The 21,257-nt window shown below is 60.3% G+C and carries 21 protein-coding genes; 13 read left to right on the forward strand and 8 right to left on the reverse strand.

Annotated elements, in window-relative coordinates:
- Positions 1 to 272 precede the first annotated feature (272 nt).
- Complete coding sequence (locus QLG12_RS27495; RefSeq protein ID WP_011335256.1) at positions 273 to 827, forward strand: RNA polymerase factor sigma-70; 555 nt, start codon at positions 273 to 275, stop codon at positions 825 to 827.
- 72 nt (positions 828 to 899) lie between these two features.
- On the opposite strand, the gene QLG12_RS27500 is transcribed toward QLG12_RS27495, so the two are convergent.
- The 3 genes from QLG12_RS27500 to QLG12_RS27510 form a co-directional block, all read right to left on the reverse strand.
- On the reverse strand, positions 900 to 1,913 hold the full coding sequence (locus tag QLG12_RS27500; protein ID WP_282475558.1) for a GNAT family N-acetyltransferase: 1,014 nt from the start codon (positions 1,911 to 1,913) through the stop codon (positions 900 to 902).
- Between the two features lie 87 nt (positions 1,914 to 2,000).
- A complete protein-coding gene (locus QLG12_RS27505; protein WP_064384020.1) occupies positions 2,001 to 2,798 on the reverse strand; it encodes a transporter substrate-binding domain-containing protein in 798 nt (265 codons plus the stop codon).
- Between the two features lie 90 nt (positions 2,799 to 2,888).
- Positions 2,889 to 3,512 (reverse strand): TetR/AcrR family transcriptional regulator, encoded by a 624-nt coding sequence (locus QLG12_RS27510; protein ID WP_197869077.1) that lies wholly within the window; start codon positions 3,510 to 3,512, stop codon positions 2,889 to 2,891.
- Positions 3,513 to 3,706: 194 nt separating this feature from the next.
- Here QLG12_RS27510 and QLG12_RS27515 point away from each other — a divergent pair, with 194 nt between their 5' ends.
- From QLG12_RS27515 to QLG12_RS27550, 8 genes are all read left to right on the forward strand, one after another.
- Complete coding sequence (locus QLG12_RS27515) at positions 3,707 to 5,509, forward strand: acyclic terpene utilization AtuA family protein (protein WP_282475559.1); 1,803 nt, start codon at positions 3,707 to 3,709, stop codon at positions 5,507 to 5,509.
- 12 nt (positions 5,510 to 5,521) lie between these two features.
- Positions 5,522 to 6,391: an SDR family oxidoreductase gene (locus QLG12_RS27520; RefSeq protein WP_197869079.1), complete on the forward strand. Its 870-nt coding sequence runs from the start codon at positions 5,522 to 5,524 to the stop codon at positions 6,389 to 6,391.
- 3 nt (positions 6,392 to 6,394) lie between these two features.
- The gene (gene atuC / locus QLG12_RS27525) at positions 6,395 to 8,011 is read left to right on the forward strand and encodes a geranyl-CoA carboxylase subunit beta (RefSeq protein ID WP_282475560.1); all 1,617 of its coding nucleotides are present in this window, start codon (positions 6,395 to 6,397) and stop codon (positions 8,009 to 8,011) included.
- Between the two features lie 29 nt (positions 8,012 to 8,040).
- The gene (gene atuD / locus QLG12_RS27530; protein ID WP_236194050.1) at positions 8,041 to 9,198 is read left to right on the forward strand and encodes a citronellyl-CoA dehydrogenase; all 1,158 of its coding nucleotides are present in this window, start codon (positions 8,041 to 8,043) and stop codon (positions 9,196 to 9,198) included.
- A complete protein-coding gene (locus QLG12_RS27535; protein WP_282475561.1) occupies positions 9,195 to 9,992 on the forward strand; it encodes an enoyl-CoA hydratase-related protein in 798 nt (265 codons plus the stop codon). The genes atuD and QLG12_RS27535 overlap by 4 nt, the downstream gene beginning before the upstream one ends.
- 68 nt (positions 9,993 to 10,060) lie before the next feature.
- Positions 10,061 to 12,022: an acetyl/propionyl/methylcrotonyl-CoA carboxylase subunit alpha gene (locus tag QLG12_RS27540; RefSeq protein ID WP_282475562.1), complete on the forward strand. Its 1,962-nt coding sequence runs from the start codon at positions 10,061 to 10,063 to the stop codon at positions 12,020 to 12,022.
- 69 nt (positions 12,023 to 12,091) lie between these two features.
- Positions 12,092 to 12,634, forward strand: coding sequence for an exonuclease domain-containing protein (locus QLG12_RS27545; protein WP_064383252.1), 543 nt, complete (start codon positions 12,092 to 12,094; stop codon positions 12,632 to 12,634).
- Between the two features lie 81 nt (positions 12,635 to 12,715).
- Positions 12,716 to 13,000, forward strand: coding sequence for a pyrimidine/purine nucleoside phosphorylase (locus tag QLG12_RS27550; RefSeq protein WP_007940055.1), 285 nt, complete (start codon positions 12,716 to 12,718; stop codon positions 12,998 to 13,000).
- A 71-nt stretch (positions 13,001 to 13,071) separates the two neighbouring features.
- Here the strand turns inward: QLG12_RS27550 and QLG12_RS27555 are convergent, their stop codons facing one another.
- Together QLG12_RS27555 and QLG12_RS27560 are read right to left on the reverse strand one after the other, a co-directional pair.
- Positions 13,072 to 13,878, reverse strand: coding sequence for an MOSC domain-containing protein (locus QLG12_RS27555; RefSeq protein ID WP_197869085.1), 807 nt, complete (start codon positions 13,876 to 13,878; stop codon positions 13,072 to 13,074).
- A 90-nt stretch (positions 13,879 to 13,968) separates the two neighbouring features.
- On the reverse strand, positions 13,969 to 14,904 hold the full coding sequence (locus QLG12_RS27560) for a chemotaxis protein CheV (protein WP_003226705.1): 936 nt from the start codon (positions 14,902 to 14,904) through the stop codon (positions 13,969 to 13,971).
- Positions 14,905 to 15,356: 452 nt separating this feature from the next.
- Here QLG12_RS27560 and QLG12_RS27565 point away from each other — a divergent pair, with 452 nt between their 5' ends.
- From QLG12_RS27565 to QLG12_RS27575, 3 genes are all read left to right on the forward strand, one after another.
- Positions 15,357 to 15,827, forward strand: coding sequence for a hypothetical protein (locus QLG12_RS27565; protein ID WP_282475563.1), 471 nt, complete (start codon positions 15,357 to 15,359; stop codon positions 15,825 to 15,827).
- 477 nt (positions 15,828 to 16,304) lie between these two features.
- The gene (locus QLG12_RS27570) at positions 16,305 to 17,198 is read left to right on the forward strand and encodes a sensor histidine kinase (RefSeq protein WP_236194081.1); all 894 of its coding nucleotides are present in this window, start codon (positions 16,305 to 16,307) and stop codon (positions 17,196 to 17,198) included.
- Positions 17,195 to 17,854 carry a response regulator transcription factor gene (locus QLG12_RS27575; RefSeq protein WP_007955750.1) on the forward strand — a complete coding sequence of 220 codons (660 nt, stop codon included), beginning with the start codon at positions 17,195 to 17,197 and terminating at the stop codon, positions 17,852 to 17,854. Before QLG12_RS27570 ends, QLG12_RS27575 begins: the two co-directional genes overlap by 4 nt.
- Here QLG12_RS27575 and yegS read toward each other — a convergent pair.
- Positions 17,838 to 18,755: a lipid kinase YegS gene (yegS, locus tag QLG12_RS27580; RefSeq protein ID WP_085655128.1), complete on the reverse strand. Its 918-nt coding sequence runs from the start codon at positions 18,753 to 18,755 to the stop codon at positions 17,838 to 17,840. The genes QLG12_RS27575 and yegS overlap by 17 nt on opposite strands.
- Before the next feature lie 315 nt (positions 18,756 to 19,070).
- On the opposite strand from yegS, the gene QLG12_RS27585 reads away from it, so the two are divergent.
- The gene (locus tag QLG12_RS27585) at positions 19,071 to 19,379 is read left to right on the forward strand and encodes a hypothetical protein (protein ID WP_197869087.1); all 309 of its coding nucleotides are present in this window, start codon (positions 19,071 to 19,073) and stop codon (positions 19,377 to 19,379) included.
- Between the two features lie 56 nt (positions 19,380 to 19,435).
- Here the strand turns inward: QLG12_RS27585 and glp are convergent, their stop codons facing one another.
- Together glp and moaB are read right to left on the reverse strand one after the other, a co-directional pair.
- Positions 19,436 to 20,662, reverse strand: a complete 1,227-nt coding sequence (gene glp, locus QLG12_RS27590) for a gephyrin-like molybdotransferase Glp (RefSeq protein WP_197869088.1) — start codon at positions 20,660 to 20,662, stop codon at positions 19,436 to 19,438.
- Complete coding sequence (moaB, locus tag QLG12_RS27595; RefSeq protein WP_064383262.1) at positions 20,646 to 21,185, reverse strand: molybdenum cofactor biosynthesis protein B; 540 nt, start codon at positions 21,183 to 21,185, stop codon at positions 20,646 to 20,648. The genes glp and moaB overlap by 17 nt, the downstream gene beginning before the upstream one ends.
- Between the last annotated feature and the right edge of the window lie 72 nt (positions 21,186 to 21,257).

Genomic DNA, 21,257 nt, shown 5'->3' on the forward strand with positions numbered 1-21,257 from the left:
TGCGGTAGGTCCGGGGCTGCGTACCCGGATCCATTCACCAATGAGAACGGATGACGTCTTGAAATAATTAGTCGGCAGGCTGGATCGCCAACGGGGCTGGGCGCTTGGGCGAGTGCGGCGGCGTGTCGCAGTTCTCAGTTCGCACTGTTATGGATCATTAGTTCTCTTTCTCAATTGACAATCATTATCATTCAACATAATTTGTCGCTCGATGTGTAGGACGACCCCGCCCCCAGGCGTCCCACTAACCTATTGGCAGCAAGGTGATTTCCATGACGGAACAAGTATCCACAAGCAGGTGCGATTCACCGCTACTTCAGGCATTCGTCGACAATCGACTGATTCTGGTCAAGATTGCAGCCCGCATCACCGGCTGCCGGTCACGCGCCGAAGACGTGGTGCAGGATGCGTTCTTCCGACTGCAATCGGCACCGCCGATCACGTCGTCGATCAAGGCCCAGCTGAGTTATCTGTTCCAGATCGTGCGCAACCTGGCGATCGATCACTACCGCAAACAGGCGCTGGAGCAAAAGTACGCCGGCCCCGAGGAGGAAGGGTTGAACGTGGTCATTCAGGGCGCTTCGCCGGAAACCTCGCACATCAACTTCTCGACCCTGGAACACATCGCCGATGCGCTGACCGAGCTGCCGGTCCGCACCCGCTATGCGTTCGAGATGTACCGTCTGCACGGCGTGCCGCAGAAGGACATCGCCAAGGAACTCGGCGTTTCGCCGACCCTGGTCAACTTCATGATTCGCGACGCGCTGGTGCATTGCCGCAAGGTGTCGAGCAGTCGCGCTGATGCCGTGACCGCAAACCGCCGCTGATAAAAATCGGCCGCAAAAAAAGATCGCAGCCTTCGTCGAAGGGCTGCGATCTTTTTTGTTGTCAGCGAAATGTCACACCAGCGTGCACCGGTCGAAGAACCGTTCGCGCCCGAGAATCATCAGCGCCGCACGCTTGTGCGGGAAGTCGAATTCCTTCTCGCAGTGGAAGCACTGGTTGTGCATGTGGCCAATCATTTTCGCGTTGTCGGCACGCGGTTCGGCGACCACCCGCTGCGTGCGCGGATCATCCAGAAACAGGTAATGCACCAGTGCCGACAGCCAACTCGCCACCTTGTGCGGGCCACGATGATCTTCTTCGCCGACCAGCATGTGAATGCCGCGATCGTAATTGTCGGCATCGTAGAACGGCGCGATGCGATCCTCCTTGGCCCAGTAAGCTTCGAAATAGGCAAACGGCTGATCATCGAAACAACCGATCAGGGTCAGCGTATGCGGATCGGCGTCGAGTTTGCTCAGGTATTCGCGATGCTGTTCGAGGTTGCCCTCTTCCTGCCAGAAGCTGGCCACTCGCGGGCTGTTCTGCCAGCGATTGAAACGCGCCAGATCCTGCTCGATCTCCACCGTTCGCAGAGAAATCCAGGCACCGAGGCGCGCATCGAAGCGCCGATAAACCTCACCGCGCGGTTTCACCGGTCGCAACGGATGGCGCTTGCCGTTGCTGATAACCATCTGCTGCGGATAACTGCCGGTCAGCGAGGTGCCGAGCCACGGCTGCGGCAGTTGCCAGAACAGCGTGCGCTCACAGCGATATTCACCCGCCACTTCAGTGCCCACCAGCAAACCGCTGAGCAAGGCTTCGGTCGGCGCCTGATCCAGTTGCCAGATCAATCGCTGACACGCCGGATCCCGGGCAAACAGCCAATAACAGGCTGCCCACAGCGCCTGGCCCGGCGGCAGTGCGTAGCGTTCATCAATCTGGATCAGCCCCTGACCTTCACGATCAAGGCGCAGGCGAATCAGCGGTTGCCCGTCCAGGCTCAGGCTCAGACGGCTTTCGGTGGCATCGGCTACCAGTTGGCTGCCCGAAGGCAGGGCCAGGGCAGTCAGGTCATTCAGATTGGACATGGGTCGGGCTCACGATAATCGTCGACAGTTCAACGATGGGACGTGAGCCGGGGCGGGAAATTTAGGCCGCTCGGCAAAAACCGCCGGTCATTGATGCGCTACCGGCACCACCGCGATCTTGTACGGATCGAAGATCTTCAACATCTGCCCGTTGTCGCGCAGGCCTTGCAGCAGTTTGCCGAACGCTTCGCCGGTGATCGGTGCCTTCGGACTGAGAATCGCGTAGTGGTGGTAGATCTGATCGATACGCTGGGACACCAGCAATTCGTCACGCACCTTTTCGTTGCGCAGCAGGTAATCGAACAGATACGAGCGGGTCACCAAGGCAATGTCCGCGCGCCCGCGCAAGACCATCAGCAGGTTGCTGTCGTGGGAATAGGTCAGCGTGGCGCTGTAGGTTTCTGCGAGGTATTTGGGATCGGCGTTGAAATTGGCGAATTCGTAGTGATAACCGCTGTACAGCGCCAGCCGTTTGCCCTTGAGATCGGCGAAGTAATTCTGCTGGCGTCCGGGCTTGTTCTGCGCGACGAAAATCTCGGCGTCCTCAAGACCCATGTCGACGGTGGTGTGGGGGATGTCCTTCCAGCCCCACTCCGGATTTTCGAAGATTGCCATGTCGGTGCGGCCATCCTTGAAATCACCGAACCGGCGCGGAATCGAGGTGGGCACCAGTTCAAAACGATAGTCGCTCTGGGCGCTGTTCAACGCGGCGACCAGTTCCGGCAACAGGCCGGTGTCGGCGCCGTTTTCCGGGCGAATGGTGTAGGGCGGAAAATGCGCTGCGCCCACCCGAACCACCTGCGCCGCCGGAGCAGGCAATACCCATAAAGCAGCCAGCGCTGCGAGCATAAGCCCGGCGGCCGTCCGAATTGGCGAAGACTTCAAAACACCCCACTCCCCGAAAAAGTACCGATCATGCATTCAAGCTAGGCGGTTTCGCCAAGTTAGCCAGTTTCCCGGCCCGATAGAAAGCGCCTAGCGCTCTTCGAGCACCAGAATCAGCGCCTCTTCGGCCAGTTGATCCAGGCTCAGACTGCCGCCGGCACGGAACCAGGTGGTGGTCCAGGACAATGCGCCCGTGAGAAAACGTCGGGTAATGAACACGTCGCCACGGATGAACCCCGCCTCCTTGGCCTCGCCCAGCACTTGCAGCCAGAGGTCTTCGTAGATGTCTCGCAGCGCCAGCACCTTGGCCTGGCCGTCTGCGGACAGCGAGCGCCATTCATACACCAGCACCGCCATCGCCTCGCCGCTGCCGCCCATGATCGACTGCAATTCACAGCGGATCAGCGCCAGCACCCGCTCACGCACATCGGCGGCATCGGCAAGGGCTGCGCGCATCAGCGCGGTGTTGTAGCGGATGGTTTCCTCCATCACTGCGCGCAGGATTTCATCCTTGCTCTTGAAGTGATGAAAGATGCTGCCGGACTGGATCCCCACGGCACCGGCCAGATCGCGCACCGTGGTGCGCTCGTAGCCCTTGTTGCGGAACAGGTGGGCCGCCACTTGCAGCAGTTTGCCGCGAGCGCTGTCCGGATCGGTCAGCTGGCCGGCATCGACCAGTTCACGCATGACCCTCAGGGCTTTTTGCTCGTCCACCCATTGTCTCCTACAGTCGATCATTCAAGTGTGCCGCACGCCGCAGAAACGGCGGGGTTGCGCGGGCAATTTAAGCCGCCACCCGCGACCAAGCAAGCGCTTGGGCAGAAGAAAATTCCAGGTGTTTACAAACCAAGCGCTTGCTTGGTAGCCTCGATGCACTTCTGTCACAGGTTCCTGAGTCGGAGATCAAAATGCCCACCACGGTTCGCATCGGATGCGCCAGCGCATTCTGGGGAGACACCTCGACCGCCGCCGCGCAGCTTGTGGCCGCAGGACAGCTGGATTATCTGGTCTTCGACTACCTGGCCGAAATAACCATGTCGATCATGGCAGGCGCGCGCATGAAGGATCCGCAAGCCGGATTTGCCGCCGACTTCATCGAAGTCCTCACGCCCCTGCTGCCGCAATTGGCCGAACAGAACATTCGCGTCATCAGCAATGCCGGCGGGGTCAATCCCAAGGCCTGTGCGGCCGCCCTGCAAGCGGCCTGCGACAAGGCCTGCGACAAGGCCGGCGTATCGCTGAAAATCGCCGTGCTGTCGGGCGATGACCTGCAACCCCAGTTCAAACACCTCGCCTCCCAAGGCATTACCGAAATGTTCAGCGGCGCCCCGCTGCCGCCGATGTGCGTGTCGACCAACGCCTACCTCGGCGCGCCGGGCATCGTCGAAGCCCTGCGCCTGGGTGCCGACATCGTGATCACCGGCCGGGTGGTCGACAGCGCGGTGGTCAGCGCCGCGCTGGTGCATGAATTCGGCTGGTCGTGGCATGACTACGACAAACTCGCGCAAGCCGCCCTGGCCGGGCACATCATCGAATGTGGCGCGCAATGCACCGGCGGTAATTTCACCGACTGGCGCGACGTGCCGGACTACGAGCACATCGGCTTTCCGATCGTCGAAGTCAGCGCCGACGGCCAGTTCATCGTCAGCAAACCGGAAGGCTCCGGCGGGCTGGTCACGCCACTGACTGTCGGCGAGCAGATGCTCTACGAAATCGGTGATCCGCAGGCCTATCTGTTGCCCGATGTGGTCTGCGATTTCAGCCAGGTCAAACTTCAGCAACAAGGCAAAAACGCCGTCCGGGTCCACGGCGCCAAAGGCCTGCCGCCCAGCGACCAATACAAGGTCAGCGCCACGTATCCGGACGGTTTCCGCTGCACCGCCAGTTGCCTGATCGCCGGCATTGATGCCGTGGAAAAAGCCCGACGCGTCAGCCAGGCGATCCTCGACAAGACTTCGGAAATGCTCGACCAGAAAGGCCTGGGGCCGTACACCGAAACCCACGTCGAACTGCTCGGCAGCGAAGCCACCTACGGCCCTCACGGCCAGCGCCGGGACAGCCGCGAAGTGGTGATCAAACTCGCCGTGCGCCACCCGAACAAACAGGCGCTGATCCTGTTCTCCCGGGAAATAGCCCAGGCCGCCACCGGCATGGCGCCGGGCCTGACCGGCATCGTCGGCGGACGGCCGACGGTGTATCCGCTGATCCGGCTGTTCTCGTTCCTGATCGACAAAAGCGCCTGCACCTTGCAGATCGACATCGCCGGCGAAACTCACCTGTTCACCCTGCCCGCCCCCGCCACCCTCGACAGCCAGGATCTGCCCCTGCCTCACGAAACACCCAAACCCCAGGGCCGCGCCGACGCCAGTGTGCCGCTGGTGAAACTGGCCGTGGCGCGCTCCGGCGACAAGGGCAATCACAGCAACATTGGCGTCATGCCACGCCGGCCGGAATACCTGCCATGGATCGCCGAGGCGCTGACCCCGGCGGTGGTCGTGGACTGGATGAGCCATGTCCTCGACCCGATTCACGGCCGGGTCGAACGCTGGTATCTGCCGGGTACCCACAGCCTGAATTTCCTGCTGGAAAACGCCCTCGGCGGCGGCGGCGTGGCGAGCCTGCGCATCGACCCGCAAGGCAAGGCCTTCGCCCAACAACTACTGGAAATTCAGATCCCGGTGCCGCAGAGCATCGCCGAACAGTTCGACTAGAGGATTGGCAGCATGGCGTTCGAATCGATTTTCAGGGCTGATCTGTTCAGCGGTCAGACCGTCATCGTCACCGGGGGCGGCAGTGGCATCGGGCGTTGCACCGCCCATGAACTGGCGGCGCTCGGGGCAACAGTGGTGCTGGTCGGACGCAAGCCGGAAAAGCTGCAAACCGTCGCTGCCGAAATTGCCGAGGACGGTGGCCGGGCGTACTGGAAGGCTTGCGACATCCGTGACGAAGAAGCCGTGAAGGCGCTGGTCAGCGAACTGATCCGTGAACACGGGCCGATCCACGGGCTGGTCAACAATGCCGGCGGGCAATACCCGTCCCCCCTGGCCTCGATCAATCAGAAAGGCTTCGAAACCGTACTGCGGACCAATCTGGTCGGCGGTTTCCTCATGGCCCGGGAAGTGTTCAACCAGTCGATGAGCAAACACGGCGGCAACATCGTCAACATGCTCGCCGACATGTGGGGCGGCATGCCCGGCATGGGCCACTCCGGCGCCGCACGGTCGGGCATGGACAACTTCACCAAAACGGCGGCGTTCGAATGGGGTTATGCCGGCGTTCGGGTGAATGCGGTGGCGCCGGGCTGGATCGCTTCCAGCGGCATGGACACCTATGAAGGTGCGTTCAAAGCCGTGATCCCGACCCTGCGCGAACACGTGCCGCTCAAGCGCATCGGCACCGAATCGGAGGTCAGCGCGGCGATCGTGTTTCTGCTCAGCCCGGCTGCCGCGTTCATCAGCGGCAGCACCTTGCGCATCGACGGCGCAGCCAGCCTGGGCAGTCGCGCCTGGCCGTTGCACAAGGCGACCCACAGCGAATCGTTCAACGGTTTTCACCGGGCCTATATGCCGGACGTTTTGAAGGACAAGGAGTAAGCCATGCCGCAGATTCAGTCCCAGCTTGACCCGCACAGCGAAGCCTTCGCTCGCAACCGCGCAGCGATGCTCGCGGCTATCGAGCAAGTCCAGCAACTCGAACAGAACCTGCTGCACAAGGCTGCCGAAGCCAAACCGAAATTCGACAAACGCGGACAACTGTTACCCCGTGAACGTCTGAATCTGTTGCTCGACCCCGGCGCGCCGTTCCTCGAACTGGCGAGCCTGGCCGGCTACAAACTGCACGACGACAAGGACGGCAGCTCGGCCGGTGGCGGCTTGATCGCCGGCATCGGTTACGTGTCCGGCGTGCGCGCCTTGATCGTGGCGAACAACAGCGCAATCAAGGGCGGGACGATTTCCCCGTCGGGCCTGAAAAAATCCCTGCGTCTGCAACAGATCGCCCAGGAAAACAAACTGCCGGTCATCACCCTCGCCGAAAGTGGCGGCGCCAACCTCAATTACGCGGCGGAAATTTTCGTCGAAGGCGCACGCAGCTTTGCCAATCAGGCGCGGATGTCGGCCATGGGTTTGCCGCAGATCACCGTGGTGCACGGTTCGGCTACGGCTGGTGGCGCTTATCAGCCGGGGTTGTCGGATTACGTGGTAGTGGTGCGCGGCAAGGCCAAGCTGTTTCTTGCCGGCCCGCCGTTGCTTAAAGCGGCGACCGGTGAAGTCGCCACCGACGAAGAACTGGGCGGCGCCGAGATGCACGCGCAAGTCGCCGGCACCGCGGAATACCTGGCCGAAAACGATGCCGATGGCATACGCCAGGTACGAGAAATCGTCAGCCTGCTGAACTGGAACGAGCAATTGCCGTGGCTGCCCGAACCGCCATTCAAGGAGCCGCTGTACCCCATCGACGAACTGCTCGGGCTGATCCCGGACGACCCGAAAAAACCCTACGACGTGCGCGAAATCATTGCGCGAATCGCCGATGAGTCGCGCTTCCTGGAGTTCAAGGGTGAGTTCGATCAGCAGACCGTTTGTGGCCACCTGAAAATTCAGGGCAGCGCCTGCGGTTTCATCGGCAACAACGGCCCGATCACACCCAATGGTGCGAGCAAGGCGGCACAGTTCATTCAGCTGTGCGACCAGAGCCAGACGCCGCTGCTGTTTTTCCACAACACCACCGGGTTCATGGTCGGCACCGAATCGGAACAGCACGGCGTGATCAAGCATGGCTCGAAACTGATCCAGGCCGTGGCCAATGCGCGGGTGCCGAAACTGACGATTGTGGTCGGCGGCTCCTACGGCGCGGGCAACTACGCGATGTGCGGACGCGGGCTTGATCCGCGCTTCATCTTCGCCTGGCCCAACAGCCGCACCGCCGTGATGGGTGGCGCCCAGGCCGGCAAGGTGTTGCGCATCGTCACCGAAGCCAAACAGCTCAAGGACGGCCTGGTGCCGGACCCGAAAATGCTCGACATGCTGGAGCAGGTCACCGCGCAGAAACTCGACAGCCAGTCCACTGCCCTCTACGGCAGCGCCAACCTGTGGGACGACGGGCTGATCGATCCGCGCGACACCCGCACCCTGCTCGGCTACCTGCTGGACATCTGCCACGAAGCCGACATCCGCAGGCTGCAACCCAACAGCTTCGGCGTCAGCCGGTTCTGATCGCCTCGGATCAAAGGAGAACAACAACAATGATCTTCACCCCGGAACACGAAGCTCTGCGCCGCACCGTCCGCCAGTTCGTCGAGCACGAGATCAACCCCCACGTCGATGAATGGGAAAAGGCCGGGCGCTTTCCGATCCACGAGATTTTCTGCAAGGCCGGCGACCTCGGTCTGCTGGGGATTTCCAAACCGGAAAAATTCGGCGGCATGGGCCTGGATTACAGCTATTCGATTGTCGCGGCCGAAGAGTTCGGCACCATCCATTGCGGCGGCATCCCGATGTCGATTGGCGTGCAGACCGACATGTGCACCCCGGCCCTCGCCCGCTTCGGTTCCGATGAGTTGCGCGAAGAGTTTCTGCGTCCAGCCATCACTGGCGAGCAGGTCGGCTGCATCGGTGTCTCGGAAGTCGGCGCCGGTTCCGATGTCGCCGGGCTCAAGACCACCGCGCGCAAGGATGGCGACGACTATGTGATCAACGGCAGCAAGATGTGGATCACCAACTCGCCGAGCGCCGACTTCATCTGCCTGCTGGCCAACACCTCGGACGACAAGCCGCACATCAACAAATCGCTGATCATGGTGCCGATGAACACGCCGGGGATCAGCCTCAGTTCGCACCTGGACAAGCTCGGCATGCGCAGTTCGGAAACCGCCCAGGTGTTTTTCGACAACGTGCGCGTGCCCCAGCGCAATCGCATCGGCCACGAAGGCGCCGGGTTCATGATGCAGATGCTGCAGTTCCAGGAGGAACGCCTGTTCGGCGCGGCCAACATGATCAAAGGCCTGGAATACTGCGTCGACAGCACCATCGAGTACTGCAAGGAACGCAAGACCTTCGGCAATGCGCTGATCGACAACCAGGTGATCCACTTCCGCCTCGCCGAATTGCAGACCGAAATCGAATGCCTGCGGGCGTTGGTCTATCAGGCCACCGAGCAATACGTGAAAGGCCAGGACGTGACCCGACTGGCGTCGATGGCCAAGCTCAAGGCCGGGCGCCTTGGCCGCGAAGTCAGCGACAGTTGCCTGCAATACTGGGGCGGCATGGGCTTCATGTGGGACAACCCGGTGGCCCGCGCCTACCGCGACGTGCGGCTGGTATCGATTGGCGGCGGCGCCGATGAAATCATGCTGGGGATCATCTGCAAACTGATGGGCATCCTGCCGGGGAAAAAGAAATGAGCGCCCTGCCCGATTGCCAGACGCTGCTGCTGGAACGGCACAACGGCGTGTTGCACATCACCCTCAATCGCCCGGAAAGCCGCAACGCCATGAGCCTGCAAATGGTCGCCGAGTTGCGCGCCGTGCTGGCCAGCGTGCGTGATGACCGCAGCGTTCGCGCACTGGTGCTCAGCGGTGCCGGCGGGCATTTCTGTGCCGGCGGCGACATCAAGGACATGGCCAACGCCCGCGCCCAGGGCAGCGATGCCTATCGCGAATTGAACCGAGCCTTCGGGTCGTTGCTGGAGGAAGCGCAGCACGCGCCGCAAGTGCTGATCACGGTGTTGCAGGGCGCGGTGCTCGGGGGCGGCTTCGGGCTGGCGTGTGTCAGCGATATCGCCATCGCCGATCATCAGGCGCAATTCGGTTTGCCGGAAACCAGCCTCGGCCTGCTGCCGGCGCAGATCGCGCCGTTTGTGGTGCAGCGCATCGGCCTGACCGAGACCCGACGCCTGGCCCTGACCGCCGCCCGTTTCGACGGCCATCAGGCCCGGCGCCTGGGACTGGTGCATTTTGTCGAGCAGGATCCACAGGCGCTCGCCGAGCGACTGGATGAAGTGCTCGACCATGTCCTGTGCTGCGCCCCCGAAGCGAATGCCGTGACGAAAAAACTGCTGCTGGCCAGTGCCGGCCAGCCGTCGAGTGAACTGCTGGACGAAGCCGCGCGGTGGTTCAGCGAAGCGGTGACCGGCGCCGAAGGCATCGAAGGCACGATGGCGTTTGTGCAGAAGCGCAAACCCGGATGGAGCACCTGACTCTGTGGGAGCGGGCTTGCCCGCGATGAGGCCCTTCAATCCACCGCCAACATTCAGGAAAAATCACCATGCCCGTCATCCATAAAATCCTGATCGCCAACCGCGGTGAAATCGCCTGCCGCATCCAGCGCACCGCCCAGTCCCTCGGTTATCGCACGGTCGCGGTTTTCAGCGACGCGGACGCCGATGCACTGCACGTGCAGATGGCCGATCAAGCGGTGAACATCGGCCCGGCGCCGGTGCAGCAGTCCTACCTGAACATCCCGGCCATCCTCGATGCAGCCCGCCGCAGCGGCGCCGACGCGATCCATCCCGGCTATGGTTTTCTTTCGGAAAATGCCGAATTCGCACGGGCTTGCGAACAGGCCGGCCTGACCTTCATCGGCCCCAGCGTCGAAGCCATCGAACTGATGGGCAGCAAACGCCAATCGAAAATCGCCATGCTCGCCGCCGGTGTGCCATGTATCGCCGGCTATCAAGGTGCCGAGCAGGACGACGCCACCTTGACACGCGAAGCTGAACGCATCGGTTATCCATTGATGATCAAGGCCAGCGCCGGCGGTGGCGGGCGCGGCATGCGGCTGGTGCACAGCGCCGAAGAATTGCCGGCGCAATTGCGCACGGCGCGCTCCGAAGCCTTGAACGGTTTCGGCAGCGATGAACTGATCCTCGAACAGGCGCTGATCGAGCCGCGCCATGTCGAAGTGCAGCTGTTCGGCGATCATCACGGCAACCTGATCTACCTCGGTGAGCGCGACTGCTCGATTCAGCGCCGTCACCAGAAAGTCATCGAAGAGGCACCGTGCCCGGTGATGACCGAAGAACTGCGTCAGGCGATGGGTGAAGCGGCACTCAAGGCCGGGCGTGCGGTGAATTATGTCGGTGCCGGCACCGTGGAGTTTCTGCTCGATGCCGATGGCCGGTTCTACTTTCTGGAGATGAACACCCGGTTGCAGGTCGAACACCCGGTGACTGAACTGATTACCGGGCTGGATCTGGTGGCGTGGCAGCTGTCGGTCGCCGAAGGTCAGCCGCTGCCGCTGACCCAGGCGCAGGTGAAACTCAATGGCCACGCCATGGAAGTGCGCCTCTATGCCGAAGATCCGGCCCAGGGATTTCTTCCGCAGACCGGGCGTGTCGAAGCCTGGGCGCCGGCACTGGATCGCGGTTCACGGATTGATCACGGGCTGATCGAAGGGCAGTTGGTCTCACCGTTCTACGACCCGATGCTCGGCAAACTGATCGCTCATGGCGCAACCCGTGAAGAGGCCCGGCGCAAATTGCTGTGCGCAGTTCAGGACAGTGTGTTGCTGGGCGTGCAAAGCAATCAGCGGTTGCTCGCCAGCCTGTTGCAGCATCCGCAATTCATCAGCGGGGAGTTCGGTACCGGATTTATCCCTCAACATTTCGCCGATCACGAATGCCTGCACGCCTATTCGCCCAGTGCCGAAGAACTGGCCATCGCGGCGCTGCTGTTTTACAAGTCTGTTGCACAGCAACACCGCGCCCCGTTGTCTGGATGGCGCAACAATGCCGGTGCGCCGTTGCTCTATCGCATCGGTCTCGATGCCCGCGACTGGAACGTGCAACTGCTCACCAGCCCGGACAACACGTTTGAAGTGCAGGTTGCGGAGCGCGTTATCGAACTCAAACTGATCGAGCACACCGCCGGGGCCGTGACACTGGAGGTCGATGGCCTGCGCCAGCGCCATGCCTATCGCCTGCGCGACGAGCAGCTCTGGCTGTTCACCCACCCCGGCAGCCTGCACCTGGTGGATCGAACTCATGCGCTGATCGACAGTCAGACCAGCGTCAGTTCCGGCACGTTGAAAGCCCCGATGGATGGCGCCATCATCGATGTGCTCGTCAGCGAAGGCAGCCCGGTCAGCAAGGGCCAACTGCTGGTGGTGCTGGAAGCGATGAAAATGGAGCACCCGCTCAAGGCCGGCATCGACGGCGTGCTCAAGCGGGTGCAGGTCAAGGTCGGCGATCAGGTGAAAAATCGTCAGGTTCTGTTGCAGGTCGAGTAGTCGCCGCGCGCATTCGCAAGGTTTGACTACGCTCTGAATAATCAGGACGCGGAAATCAGGAACCCTGCGATGCCCCATTGGCTGGTCATAGATCTGGAAGCCACCACCGATGAGGGTGGCTGGCCGGTTACGGAGATGGAGATCATCGAGATCGGCGCGACCCTGGTGGATCGCGCCGGTCGCGAGCAGGATCACTTTCAGCGCTTCGTCAAACCGACGCGGCGCCCCTTGTTGACGCCGTTTTGCCGCGAACTCACGCACATCACCCAGGCCAACATCGACGCGGCGCAGCCGTTGAGTGAAGTGTGGCCGGCGTTCGAGCGCTGGCTCGGTCAGCACCAGACCCGCCTTGAAGGCTGGGCCAGCTGGGGCGATTACGACCGCAAGCAGTTGCTTCAGGAATGGCAGCGACTGCAACTCGACAGCGCCTTGAGCCGGGTGCCGCACATGAATCTGAAACAGCGCTTTGCCAAGGCCCGACGCCTCGAACGGCCCCTGGGCCTCAATGGCGCGCTGCAACTGGCGGGCATGCAGTTCAACGGTCAACAGCACCGGGCGCTGGAAGATGCGCGCAATACCGCACGCCTGTTGCCACTGGTATTGCCACTCTAGACAGATGACGACGCCCGGAGCCTTGTGCATACTGGCCGCCCCTTTTTGACCCTTTTAAGCCCTTTTCGAGAGGAATCGCCCATGTTTAAAGTCAACGAGTACTTCGATGGCACCGTCAAGTCGATCGCTTTTGGCACTGCTGAAGGCCCTGCGACCATCGGCGTCATGGCCCCGGGCGAATACGAATTCGGCACCAGCCAGCGTGAAATCATGCACGTGGTTTCGGGCGCACTGACCGTCAAACTGCCGGACAGCAGCGACTGGGAAACCTTCGCCGCCGGTAGCCAATTCAACGTGCCAGCCAACAGCAAGTTCCAGCTGAAAGTCGCCGTCGACACCGCCTACCTGTGCGAATACCGCGGCTGAACCCCCGGTTTCCTGCGGTCATGAAAAATGCCCGTGTCCAAGGACACGGGCATTTTTCGTTTCAGGATCGGTTATTCGAGGATTTCCACCGGCATGCCGACTTCAAGCCGGCCATTGCTGTCATTGACCAGGTTCTGGCCAAACATCGCGCCGTCGGCCTGGGCGCGGGTCTTCTGTAAGGTTGCCAGCGGCTCGCGGTCAGCGCTGCGCTCACCGGTCTGCGGATCGATCGTGGTGAGAATGCACCGCGAGCAGGACTTGACCACGCGGAACTCGACATCGCCGATGCGGATCCGTTTCCAGCCATCCTCGGCGTAAGCATCACTGCCTTCGATCACCAGATTCGGCCGGAACCGCAGCATTTCCAGAGGGCGCCCGACTTCCTGCGACAGGTGTTGCAATGATGCCTCACCAATCAGCAACAGTGGAAAGCCGTCGGCGAACGCCACTTGATCGTCGTCGTTGCCGTACCCGGCCTGAGTCGTACGAGCGCGTTCAAGCGGCACTTGCACCAGGCGCGTCGGTTTGCCGATGAAATCGCTGACCCAACGGGCCGCCTCTTCACCGGCATCCGGTACGCGCAAGGTATCGCGCCAGATGGTTACGCCACGCAGGTCATCGTCGCTGCCGGGCAAAGCGACATCGATTACCGAATGCCCCGGCGCGCTGAGCGTCAGCCCGCCAGTGGCATTCCACAGCGCCGAGAGCTGGCTCATTTTCGCTTCGGCACGCTGGGTCAGAAACCGTCCGCTGGCCTCGTCCACCAGCATCCAGCGTCGGTCGCCCTCAAGCCCCAGTTTGTCCAGGCCGATCCCTTGCAGGACCTCGCCCTTTGCGGATTTCAACGGGTAACGATAAAGCGCGCTCAGACGCAGCATGGCCAGCTCCCTGGTGGGTCAAAAACGCCACCCTATACGAGCTTTGTCAGCGAATCAAAGGCTGACGCGAGGTCAGCCTCGACAGGTTGATCAGGCCGGTACTTCGTCGAGCATCAGACGCTGGCGCACCACGTCGACCAGTTTGTCCGGCTGGAACTTGGAGAGGAAATTGTCGCACCCGACCTTCTTCACCATCGAATCGTTGAAACTGCCGGACAGCGAAGTGTGCAGCACCACATACAGGCCACGCAGGCGCGGGTCGTTGCGGATTTCGGTGGTCAGGCGATAGCCGTCCATCTCCGGCATTTCGGCGTCGGTGAACACCATCAGCAGTTTGTCGGTCATGTTTACCCCGGTGTCCGCCCAGGCCTTGAGCATGTTCAGGGCTTTCAGGCCGTCGCTGGCGATGTGCATCTTCACGCCCAACTGGCCGAGGGTGTCGCGCAATTGCGAGAGCGCCACGTTGGAGTCGTCCACCAGCAACACTTCGCGGCCACGGGCGCGTTCCAACACCGGATCGTCCAGTTTGTCGCGGGATACCTTGGCGTTGTACGGCACGATTTCGGCGAGGACTTTCTCGACGTCGATGATTTCCACCAGTTGATCGTCGACCTTACTGATAGCTGTCAGGTAATGCTGGCGACCGGCACTGGTCGGTGGCGGCAGAATGGCTTCCCAGTTCATGTTGACGATGCGATCCACGCCACCGACGAGGAACGCCTGCACCGAACGGTTGTATTCGGTGACGATGATCGTGCTGTTGGGGCCCGGCACCAGCGGGCGCATGCCGATCGCCTGGGACAGGTCGATCACTGGCAGCGTCTGGCCACGCAGGTTGACCACACCGCAGACAAACGGGTGACGCTGGGGCATCAGGGTCAGTTTCGGCAGTTGCAGGACTTCCTGAACCTTGAACACGTTGATCGCGAACAATTGGCGTCCGGCCAGTCGAAACATGAGAATTTCCAGGCGATTCTCACCCACCAGTTGCGTGCGTTGGTCTACCGTGTCGAGAATGCCGGCCATCAATGACTCCTGGGCTTGTTCTGATGAATTCACTATTGGGGGTTATCGGCTGAATCTGGCGGATCTTGATTCCGTCACAAATCACCAACAAAATGCCATGCACAAGCATTGATGTCACATTAACATCATGCTTTACTGGCTCGGTGAAATCATCTGCTACATTCTCTTCGGCGCGACCCCCATTTGCGCCACAGGTTCCCGTGCCTAAGGGAATCCCCTAGTGACAATCAGGCCCAACCTGATGTTCGCGATATCCAATAGCCATTAATGTGACGCCATTCTCATTGCATGAACGGAGTCAGGCTATTGTGTGCGATCGCAGTTCAGTGGAAACACATCCTCTTGAAACCCCAGGTCTGTGCCAATGCACACCGGGGCGCGGTCTCGCGACGATTCACGATCGTCGACACACACGGCATTCCCTCATCAGACATGACGTGGTGGAGATAAGCATGCCGAACGACCGTAGTGACTGGGCGCAGCGGTTCCCCGAATTTCTCGTCGAGGCTGAAACGCTCCTGGCCAAGTCTGAAGAATGCCTCAGTCACTTGCAGCTGATCAGCAATGACAGGGACGCGATTGACTGCATGCTCAGTACTCTCCTCAAATTGGCAAACAAGGCCGATGCCCTGGCACTTGAGGCGATATCCGAATTTTCCCTGCACCTGCATGGCCTGCTCACCCAGGTTCAGGATCATGTGGATCTGCATGCGCAGGCCCTGGAAGCGCTCAAAGACTGCTTCACCCTGATGGCCTGGCAACTGGAACTGGTTGACCCAAGTACCGGCCAATTAGGCCTGGATGAAAGCGAGCAGGCGTCGCTGATCGAAGCCTTTGCCTGCCAGCTCGGCCAGACCCACTTTCAATTGCCGCACACTGGCAAGTCCCTGACCCTCGTAGCCTGGTCGGAACGGCAAGCGTAATCGGGCACGCCTTGGGCCGTTTGAGCCGGTCAGCTTTCGCAGTCGAATGTCGCTAATGAATAGTTCATGCCTGCCTGCGACACCCCCAATAAATAATTACGCTCTCTGAATGCAGACTACCCTCTGCTGATATCAGGGTTTTCCTGTGTCAGAGAAAACTTGCGACCGCATAATTATCGGATCAGGTATTTCAACTTTCCATTATGGAACCTTCGTCCAACATGGCCTGTTTCCTGACTCTTTGGACATATAGGCCAAACGCGACCAACGGTATGTTAAGTGGTATTATGCCGCCCGTTAGTTGTTTCAGTTAATGGCATTGTGACTTCGATGATCGGTCACCACCGAACTTGGCGCTCAATTATCGATCACTGAGCCATTTTGAAATCAACAACCTGAATGACAGTTTTCCAGACAGAGACCGCCAGCCCTTCTGACCGGTCTGCCCGCAGCGAACATCCATTGGCTCCATCCGCTATGTACGCCAGCCTCAAGTCAATCACCACATGGCCTCCCTCCCGAGAAAATGCCCGCAGGTTCACACTTCTGCTGTGTACAGGCTCGGCTCTGGGCAGTCTGTTGACCTATGGATTGTCAGCGCAGCTGCCGCTCGGCCTGCTGCTGATCAATGTGGCGGCTGCAGGCTGCGTCTGGACACAACATCGCCTGTCGCGCAAGTCCATCAAGTTCCAGCCTCAGGAACTGGCCGACCGTTTGCTGGAAGTCCAGGAAAACGAGCGCCATCGCCTGAGCCGTGAACTGCATGACGATATCGGCCAGTTGTTGACGGCCGCCAAACTTCAAAGCGAATGGCTCAAGCGTCGCTTGCCCGCGGACATGCAGGAACACTGTTCGGTACTTTGCGAGACGCTGGAAGAAACCCTCAATAAAGTGCGCGACGTTTCGGCCATTCTCAACCCGCGGCAATTGACCAGCCTTGGTCTGGAAGCGAGCCTGCGTGCACACCTGCTCAAGGTACTGACCAATACTTCGGTGCACTGGAGTCTGGACTGCCAGCAGCGCCTGAATGGAATCCCCGAAGAAATGGCCGTCGCCGCCTTTCGCATCACTCAGGAAGCGGTGACCAACATCCTTCGCCACGCGCAGGCCAAAAACCTGTTGATCCGCGTGCAACGCCTGCCGCAGGGTCTGACCCTGCTGATCAGCGATGATGGTCTGGGATTTTCCCCGTCGGCCAATCCAGGTCGTGAAGGACAACGGGGCATGGCCGGGATGGCCGAACGCATCGAACAACTGGGCGGCACACTCAGTGTGACCAGCGAGCCCGGCAAAGGTACTCAAATCGAAGCACTATTCCCCTGGGCGCCCCGTGCACTCGAGCGGGCCAGTACGAATAAGGTTATGCGTTGACTTGTAACTTACTTCTGGTGGATGACCACTCGCTGATCAGGGCCGGCGTGCGCGCCCTGGTACTGGATATTCCCGGTTATGCGGTTATCGGCGAGGCCAATGACGGCTCGCAGTTGCTTGAGATGGTCGAGCTGCTGTCTCCCGATATCGTATTGCTGGATATTTCCATGAAAGAAACCGGCGGTCTGGAAGCCCTGCAACGGCTCAGACGCGTACGCCCGCACGCCAAAGTGCTGATCCTGTCGATGCACACCGACCCCGCGCTGATCATGCAGGCGCTGGAGTCCGGTGCTCACGGCTATCTGCTCAAGGACACCACGGCCACCGAGCTCGAACATGCACTCGAAGCGCTGCGCAACAACGAGCGCTACTTGAGTCCTGCCATCGCCCATACCGTGATCAATCAGGCACTGACCCGTAATCTCAAGCAGCAGCCGGAAGTCGCCGAATCACACAACCTGACGGCTCGCCAGCTGGAAATCCTGCGTTTGATCGTGCGTGGCAAATCCACACGGGAAATCGCCAATGGGCTGGGCCTGAGTATCAAGACCGTGGAAACCCACCGTTCGCAGATCATGAAACGCCTGCAGATCTACGATGTGGCGGGCCTGGTGCTGTTTGCCGTGCGTGAACAGATCATCAGTCTGGACGACTGAGTCGAGGCGTTGCGCTCAACAGCGGCGAATCTTTCGGCAGATGCACACGCAACGCCCCGGCGCGCGCCGCAAACCGCAAACTTTCGCCCTCCAGTGGCTCGCCGTCGAGATTGATGTAAAGCCCTTCGGCGACCTTGATTTCAACCCATGGCAAACGGGCGCGCACAAACATGTTGTCGATGCCGAAACCGTCGCTGAGCAGGTTTTTCAGCGTGCCAACCAACTCCTGCGGCGCCGGCAGGATGCTGATATCCAAGAGACCGTCGTCCACCAGCGCTTCGGGGCACAACACGTGTCCGCCGCCGGCCTGACGACCATTTCCGATACCAAGAGCCAGCAACTCGCCCTGCCAATGAAAATCCGGCCCCTGCAATTCACCGTAAGCGGCATGCAGTTCACTGAACCGCGTCAAACCGGTGAACAGATAGGCTGCGCCACCCAATACCTTTTTCAGATCTTCCGACGTATTGGCCGTTACCTGGCTGCCGAATCCCCCAGTCGCCATGTTCAGGAAGATCTGCCCGCCGACTTCACCCAGATCGATATCGTGGGCGGGCGCTTCAAGCAACTCCAGCGCCTCGGCCGGCTCCAGCGGAATACCCGCCGCGTGGGAAAAGTCGTTGGCAGTTCCCAGCGGTAAAAGCACCAGAGCGGCTTTTCCCGGCTGGGCCGCCAGCGCTTCGGCAATGTCACGCAGCGTGCCATCTCCACCACCGGCGATGATCTGGCGATATCCCGCCGCCAGCGCCTCCGTTACCAGTCGCTGGGCATCGCCAGCTTCCCAGGTCAGGCGCACAGCCAGTTCCCAGCCCTGCTTTCGCTTGTTCTCGACAGCGGCACGAACCGCCTCGTTGAGTGCCTGCTTGCCATGCAGGATCAACAATGCCTTGCGTTCACTCATTTCGATTACTCCCGGAATTGAATCAGTACAAGATATCTTGACCCTCAGCGCGGGTAAAAAAGTCGCACACCTTCTGATTAATTCCTGAAGCCAGTCCTGCCCGTCCTACATAACCGGAAACTTTTCGTACAGAACATAAGGAATCAGCTCAATTGACCAAGCCTGGTCATTGGTAGAACGTGTGGCGGCGTCAGCAATCTTCAATTCAATTACACAAGGATGTGCATGTAATGAGTGCATACAGTTGCAGGACTTTCGACAATTTGCATTCCGGCATTTGCCGACAAAACCCCATCACATCAGGCGGGTGTTTCCATGCAAAGCCATGAAGCAAGAGTATCCGTGAGTCCGGTTGCCTCTCTCTCCGACAGTCGCGCCAGTATTAAAGACGAATTCAAATGCAACGCCAGAAATACTGGAGAAAACGATATGGAAACGCGCGTCATCGAGCTGGAAACCCACCTCAAGTACATTCGACGTGACATGAACGAAGTCAGAGGCGACGTCAAAGCCATCAAACACCGTCTTGCCTACTCGGCAGGTGCGACAGCGATGGTGCTCGGACTGCTGGGTTGGATTGCCAACAGCCGGTTTGATCAGCTCGTCACACTGCTCGGCCGTTGACCCGTTGAAAGGCAGGCATCGTTTAGCGACTGTGCCTGCCTTTCAAATGCCTGCAATCAATCGAGAAGCTCGCTGAGTGGAATGAATGGCACCTGGTCTCCCTTGGCCAAGACTCGCCCTTCCTGCACTTCCACCAACCCCTCGGCCCAGGCAGCGCTGCGCAGAACACCCGAACTCTGGTTACGGTAGATAATCGCCAGTCCCTGCTCCAGGCGACCACGCAGAAATTCACGACGGTTACCGGCTTGAGGCCAGACAAATCCTGCGGGGACTGAAAACTTCAGCGGCTCGACATCCTGCACGCCTTGGCGACGCAACAGGTAAGGTCGGGTCAACAAGGCAAAAGTCACCAGTGTCGAGGCAGGATTTCCCGGCAATCCAATCACCGGAACGCCACGAAAATGTCCGACCGTCAGCGGCTTGCCGGGTTTGATTGCCAGTTTCCAGAGTGTCAGCTCACCCTCTTCCCTCAATGCAATTCCAAGGAAATCCGCTTCTCCGACCGATACGCCACCGGTCGACAGAATAAGGTCTACATTCTGCAGCTCTCCAAGTCGCTCACGAGTGATGTACAGGTCATCAGGCAGAATACCGGCATCCACCACTTCACATCCCAAACGCTGCAACCAGCTGCACAACAACACCCGATTGCTGTTGTAGATCTGTCCCGGCCCCAGTGTTGTGCCCGGTTCGACTAATTCGTTCCCCGTGGACAGCACCGCCACACGAACCCGGCGAACCACTTCGAGCTCTGCACAACCCAGCGATGCGGCCAGCCCCTGTTCGATCGGACCCAGCCGGGTTCCGGCGACCAGGACCAATTCCCCGACAGTCGTTTCCTGCCCTTGCGGGCGAATGTTCTGCCCGGCCACCATCGTTTCGATGAACCTCACGCGCTCATCGGCATGAATCTCGACGTTTTCCTGCATCTCGACACAGTCGGCACCCGCAGGCACCGGCGCGCCGGTAAAAATCCGGGCACAGGTACCCGGCTTCAAGGGCTCGGGCGCCTGTCCGGCAAAGATCTTCTGACTGACCGGCATCGGCTCGCCGGTCCAGTCGGCCAGATTCAAGGCATAACCGTCCATGGCGCTGTTCGGCCATGGCGGCAGATCCAGTGTCGAAACCAGATCCTGCGCCAGCACCCGCCCTTGAACCTGCGCCAGTGGCAAAAACTCGCTCTCGACAATCCGCGAGCCCTCGGCCATTTCCAGCAACCGCGCCAATGCCGCTTCGACAGGCATCAGGCTGCCGGTCTTGCCCGGCTTACCCACGGGATTCACAAGGCGCCGCCTGTTTCAGATGAGTGACGAAATTGCACGGGCGGTGACGTGAGTCCAGTTGCTCGGCGAGTATGCCGTCCCAACCGGTGCGCACTGCGTTGGTCGAGCCAGGCAGGCAGCAGACCAGCGTGCCATTGGCCAGTCCCGCCAAAGCCCGGGATTGCACGGTGGAGGTGCCGATGTCGGCCACCGAGATCTGGCGGAACAGCTCACCAAAACCATCAACCTGCTTGTCCAGCAGGCAAGCGACCGCTTCCGGGGTGCTGTCGCGGCCGGTGAAACCGGTTCCGCCGGTAATCAGCACCACTTGCACGACGTCATCGGCAATCCACTGAGCGACTTGCGCCCGGATTTTGTACAGGTCATCTTTGAGCAGCACCCGCTGCGCCAGATGGTGACCTGCGGCCATCAAGCGGTCGACGAAGACCTGACCGGAAGTATCGGTTTCCAGGGTGCGGGTGTCGCTGACCGTCAGCACCGCGATATTGAGTGGTGCGAAAGGCACATCAGCCTTGGCTTTCATAGGCTCGTCCAGTTGTAGGAGAAACAGCCCGGTGTTATATCACAGCGCCCCCTTTTTACGCCGCCCCTGCGG

The sequence above is a fragment of the Pseudomonas sp. V88_4 genome (assembly GCF_029967985.1).
In the GTDB taxonomy this organism is placed as follows: Bacteria; Pseudomonadota; Gammaproteobacteria; order Pseudomonadales; family Pseudomonadaceae; genus Aquipseudomonas; species Aquipseudomonas glycinae.

What these genes read in the sequence shown, in the direction of transcription:
- QLG12_RS27550 (WP_007940055.1), top strand. Translation starts at nt 12,716, where the DNA reads ATGTTTAAAGTCAACGAGTACTTCGATGGCACCGTCAAGTCGATCGCT.
- QLG12_RS27570 (WP_236194081.1), top strand. Translation starts at nt 16,305, where the DNA reads ATGTACGCCAGCCTCAAGTCAATCACCACATGGCCTCCCTCCCGAGAA.
- QLG12_RS27540 (WP_282475562.1), top strand. Translation starts at nt 10,061, where the DNA reads ATGCCCGTCATCCATAAAATCCTGATCGCCAACCGCGGTGAAATCGCC.
- QLG12_RS27585 (WP_197869087.1), top strand. Translation starts at nt 19,071, where the DNA reads ATGCAAAGCCATGAAGCAAGAGTATCCGTGAGTCCGGTTGCCTCTCTC.
- QLG12_RS27565 (WP_282475563.1), top strand. Translation starts at nt 15,357, where the DNA reads ATGCCGAACGACCGTAGTGACTGGGCGCAGCGGTTCCCCGAATTTCTC.
- QLG12_RS27515 (WP_282475559.1), top strand. Translation starts at nt 3,707, where the DNA reads ATGCCCACCACGGTTCGCATCGGATGCGCCAGCGCATTCTGGGGAGAC.
- QLG12_RS27560 (WP_003226705.1), bottom strand. Translation starts at nt 14,904, where the DNA reads ATGGCCGGCATTCTCGACACGGTAGACCAACGCACGCAACTGGTGGGT.
- QLG12_RS27500 (WP_282475558.1), bottom strand. Translation starts at nt 1,913, where the DNA reads ATGTCCAATCTGAATGACCTGACTGCCCTGGCCCTGCCTTCGGGCAGC.
- atuC (WP_282475560.1), top strand. Translation starts at nt 6,395, where the DNA reads ATGCCGCAGATTCAGTCCCAGCTTGACCCGCACAGCGAAGCCTTCGCT.
- QLG12_RS27555 (WP_197869085.1), bottom strand. Translation starts at nt 13,878, where the DNA reads ATGCTGCGTCTGAGCGCGCTTTATCGTTACCCGTTGAAATCCGCAAAG.
- QLG12_RS27520 (WP_197869079.1), top strand. Translation starts at nt 5,522, where the DNA reads ATGGCGTTCGAATCGATTTTCAGGGCTGATCTGTTCAGCGGTCAGACC.
- atuD (WP_236194050.1), top strand. Translation starts at nt 8,041, where the DNA reads ATGATCTTCACCCCGGAACACGAAGCTCTGCGCCGCACCGTCCGCCAG.
- moaB (WP_064383262.1), bottom strand. Translation starts at nt 21,185, where the DNA reads ATGAAAGCCAAGGCTGATGTGCCTTTCGCACCACTCAATATCGCGGTG.
- QLG12_RS27495 (WP_011335256.1), top strand. Translation starts at nt 273, where the DNA reads ATGACGGAACAAGTATCCACAAGCAGGTGCGATTCACCGCTACTTCAG.
- QLG12_RS27545 (WP_064383252.1), top strand. Translation starts at nt 12,092, where the DNA reads ATGCCCCATTGGCTGGTCATAGATCTGGAAGCCACCACCGATGAGGGT.
- QLG12_RS27535 (WP_282475561.1), top strand. Translation starts at nt 9,195, where the DNA reads ATGAGCGCCCTGCCCGATTGCCAGACGCTGCTGCTGGAACGGCACAAC.
- yegS (WP_085655128.1), bottom strand. Translation starts at nt 18,755, where the DNA reads ATGAGTGAACGCAAGGCATTGTTGATCCTGCATGGCAAGCAGGCACTC.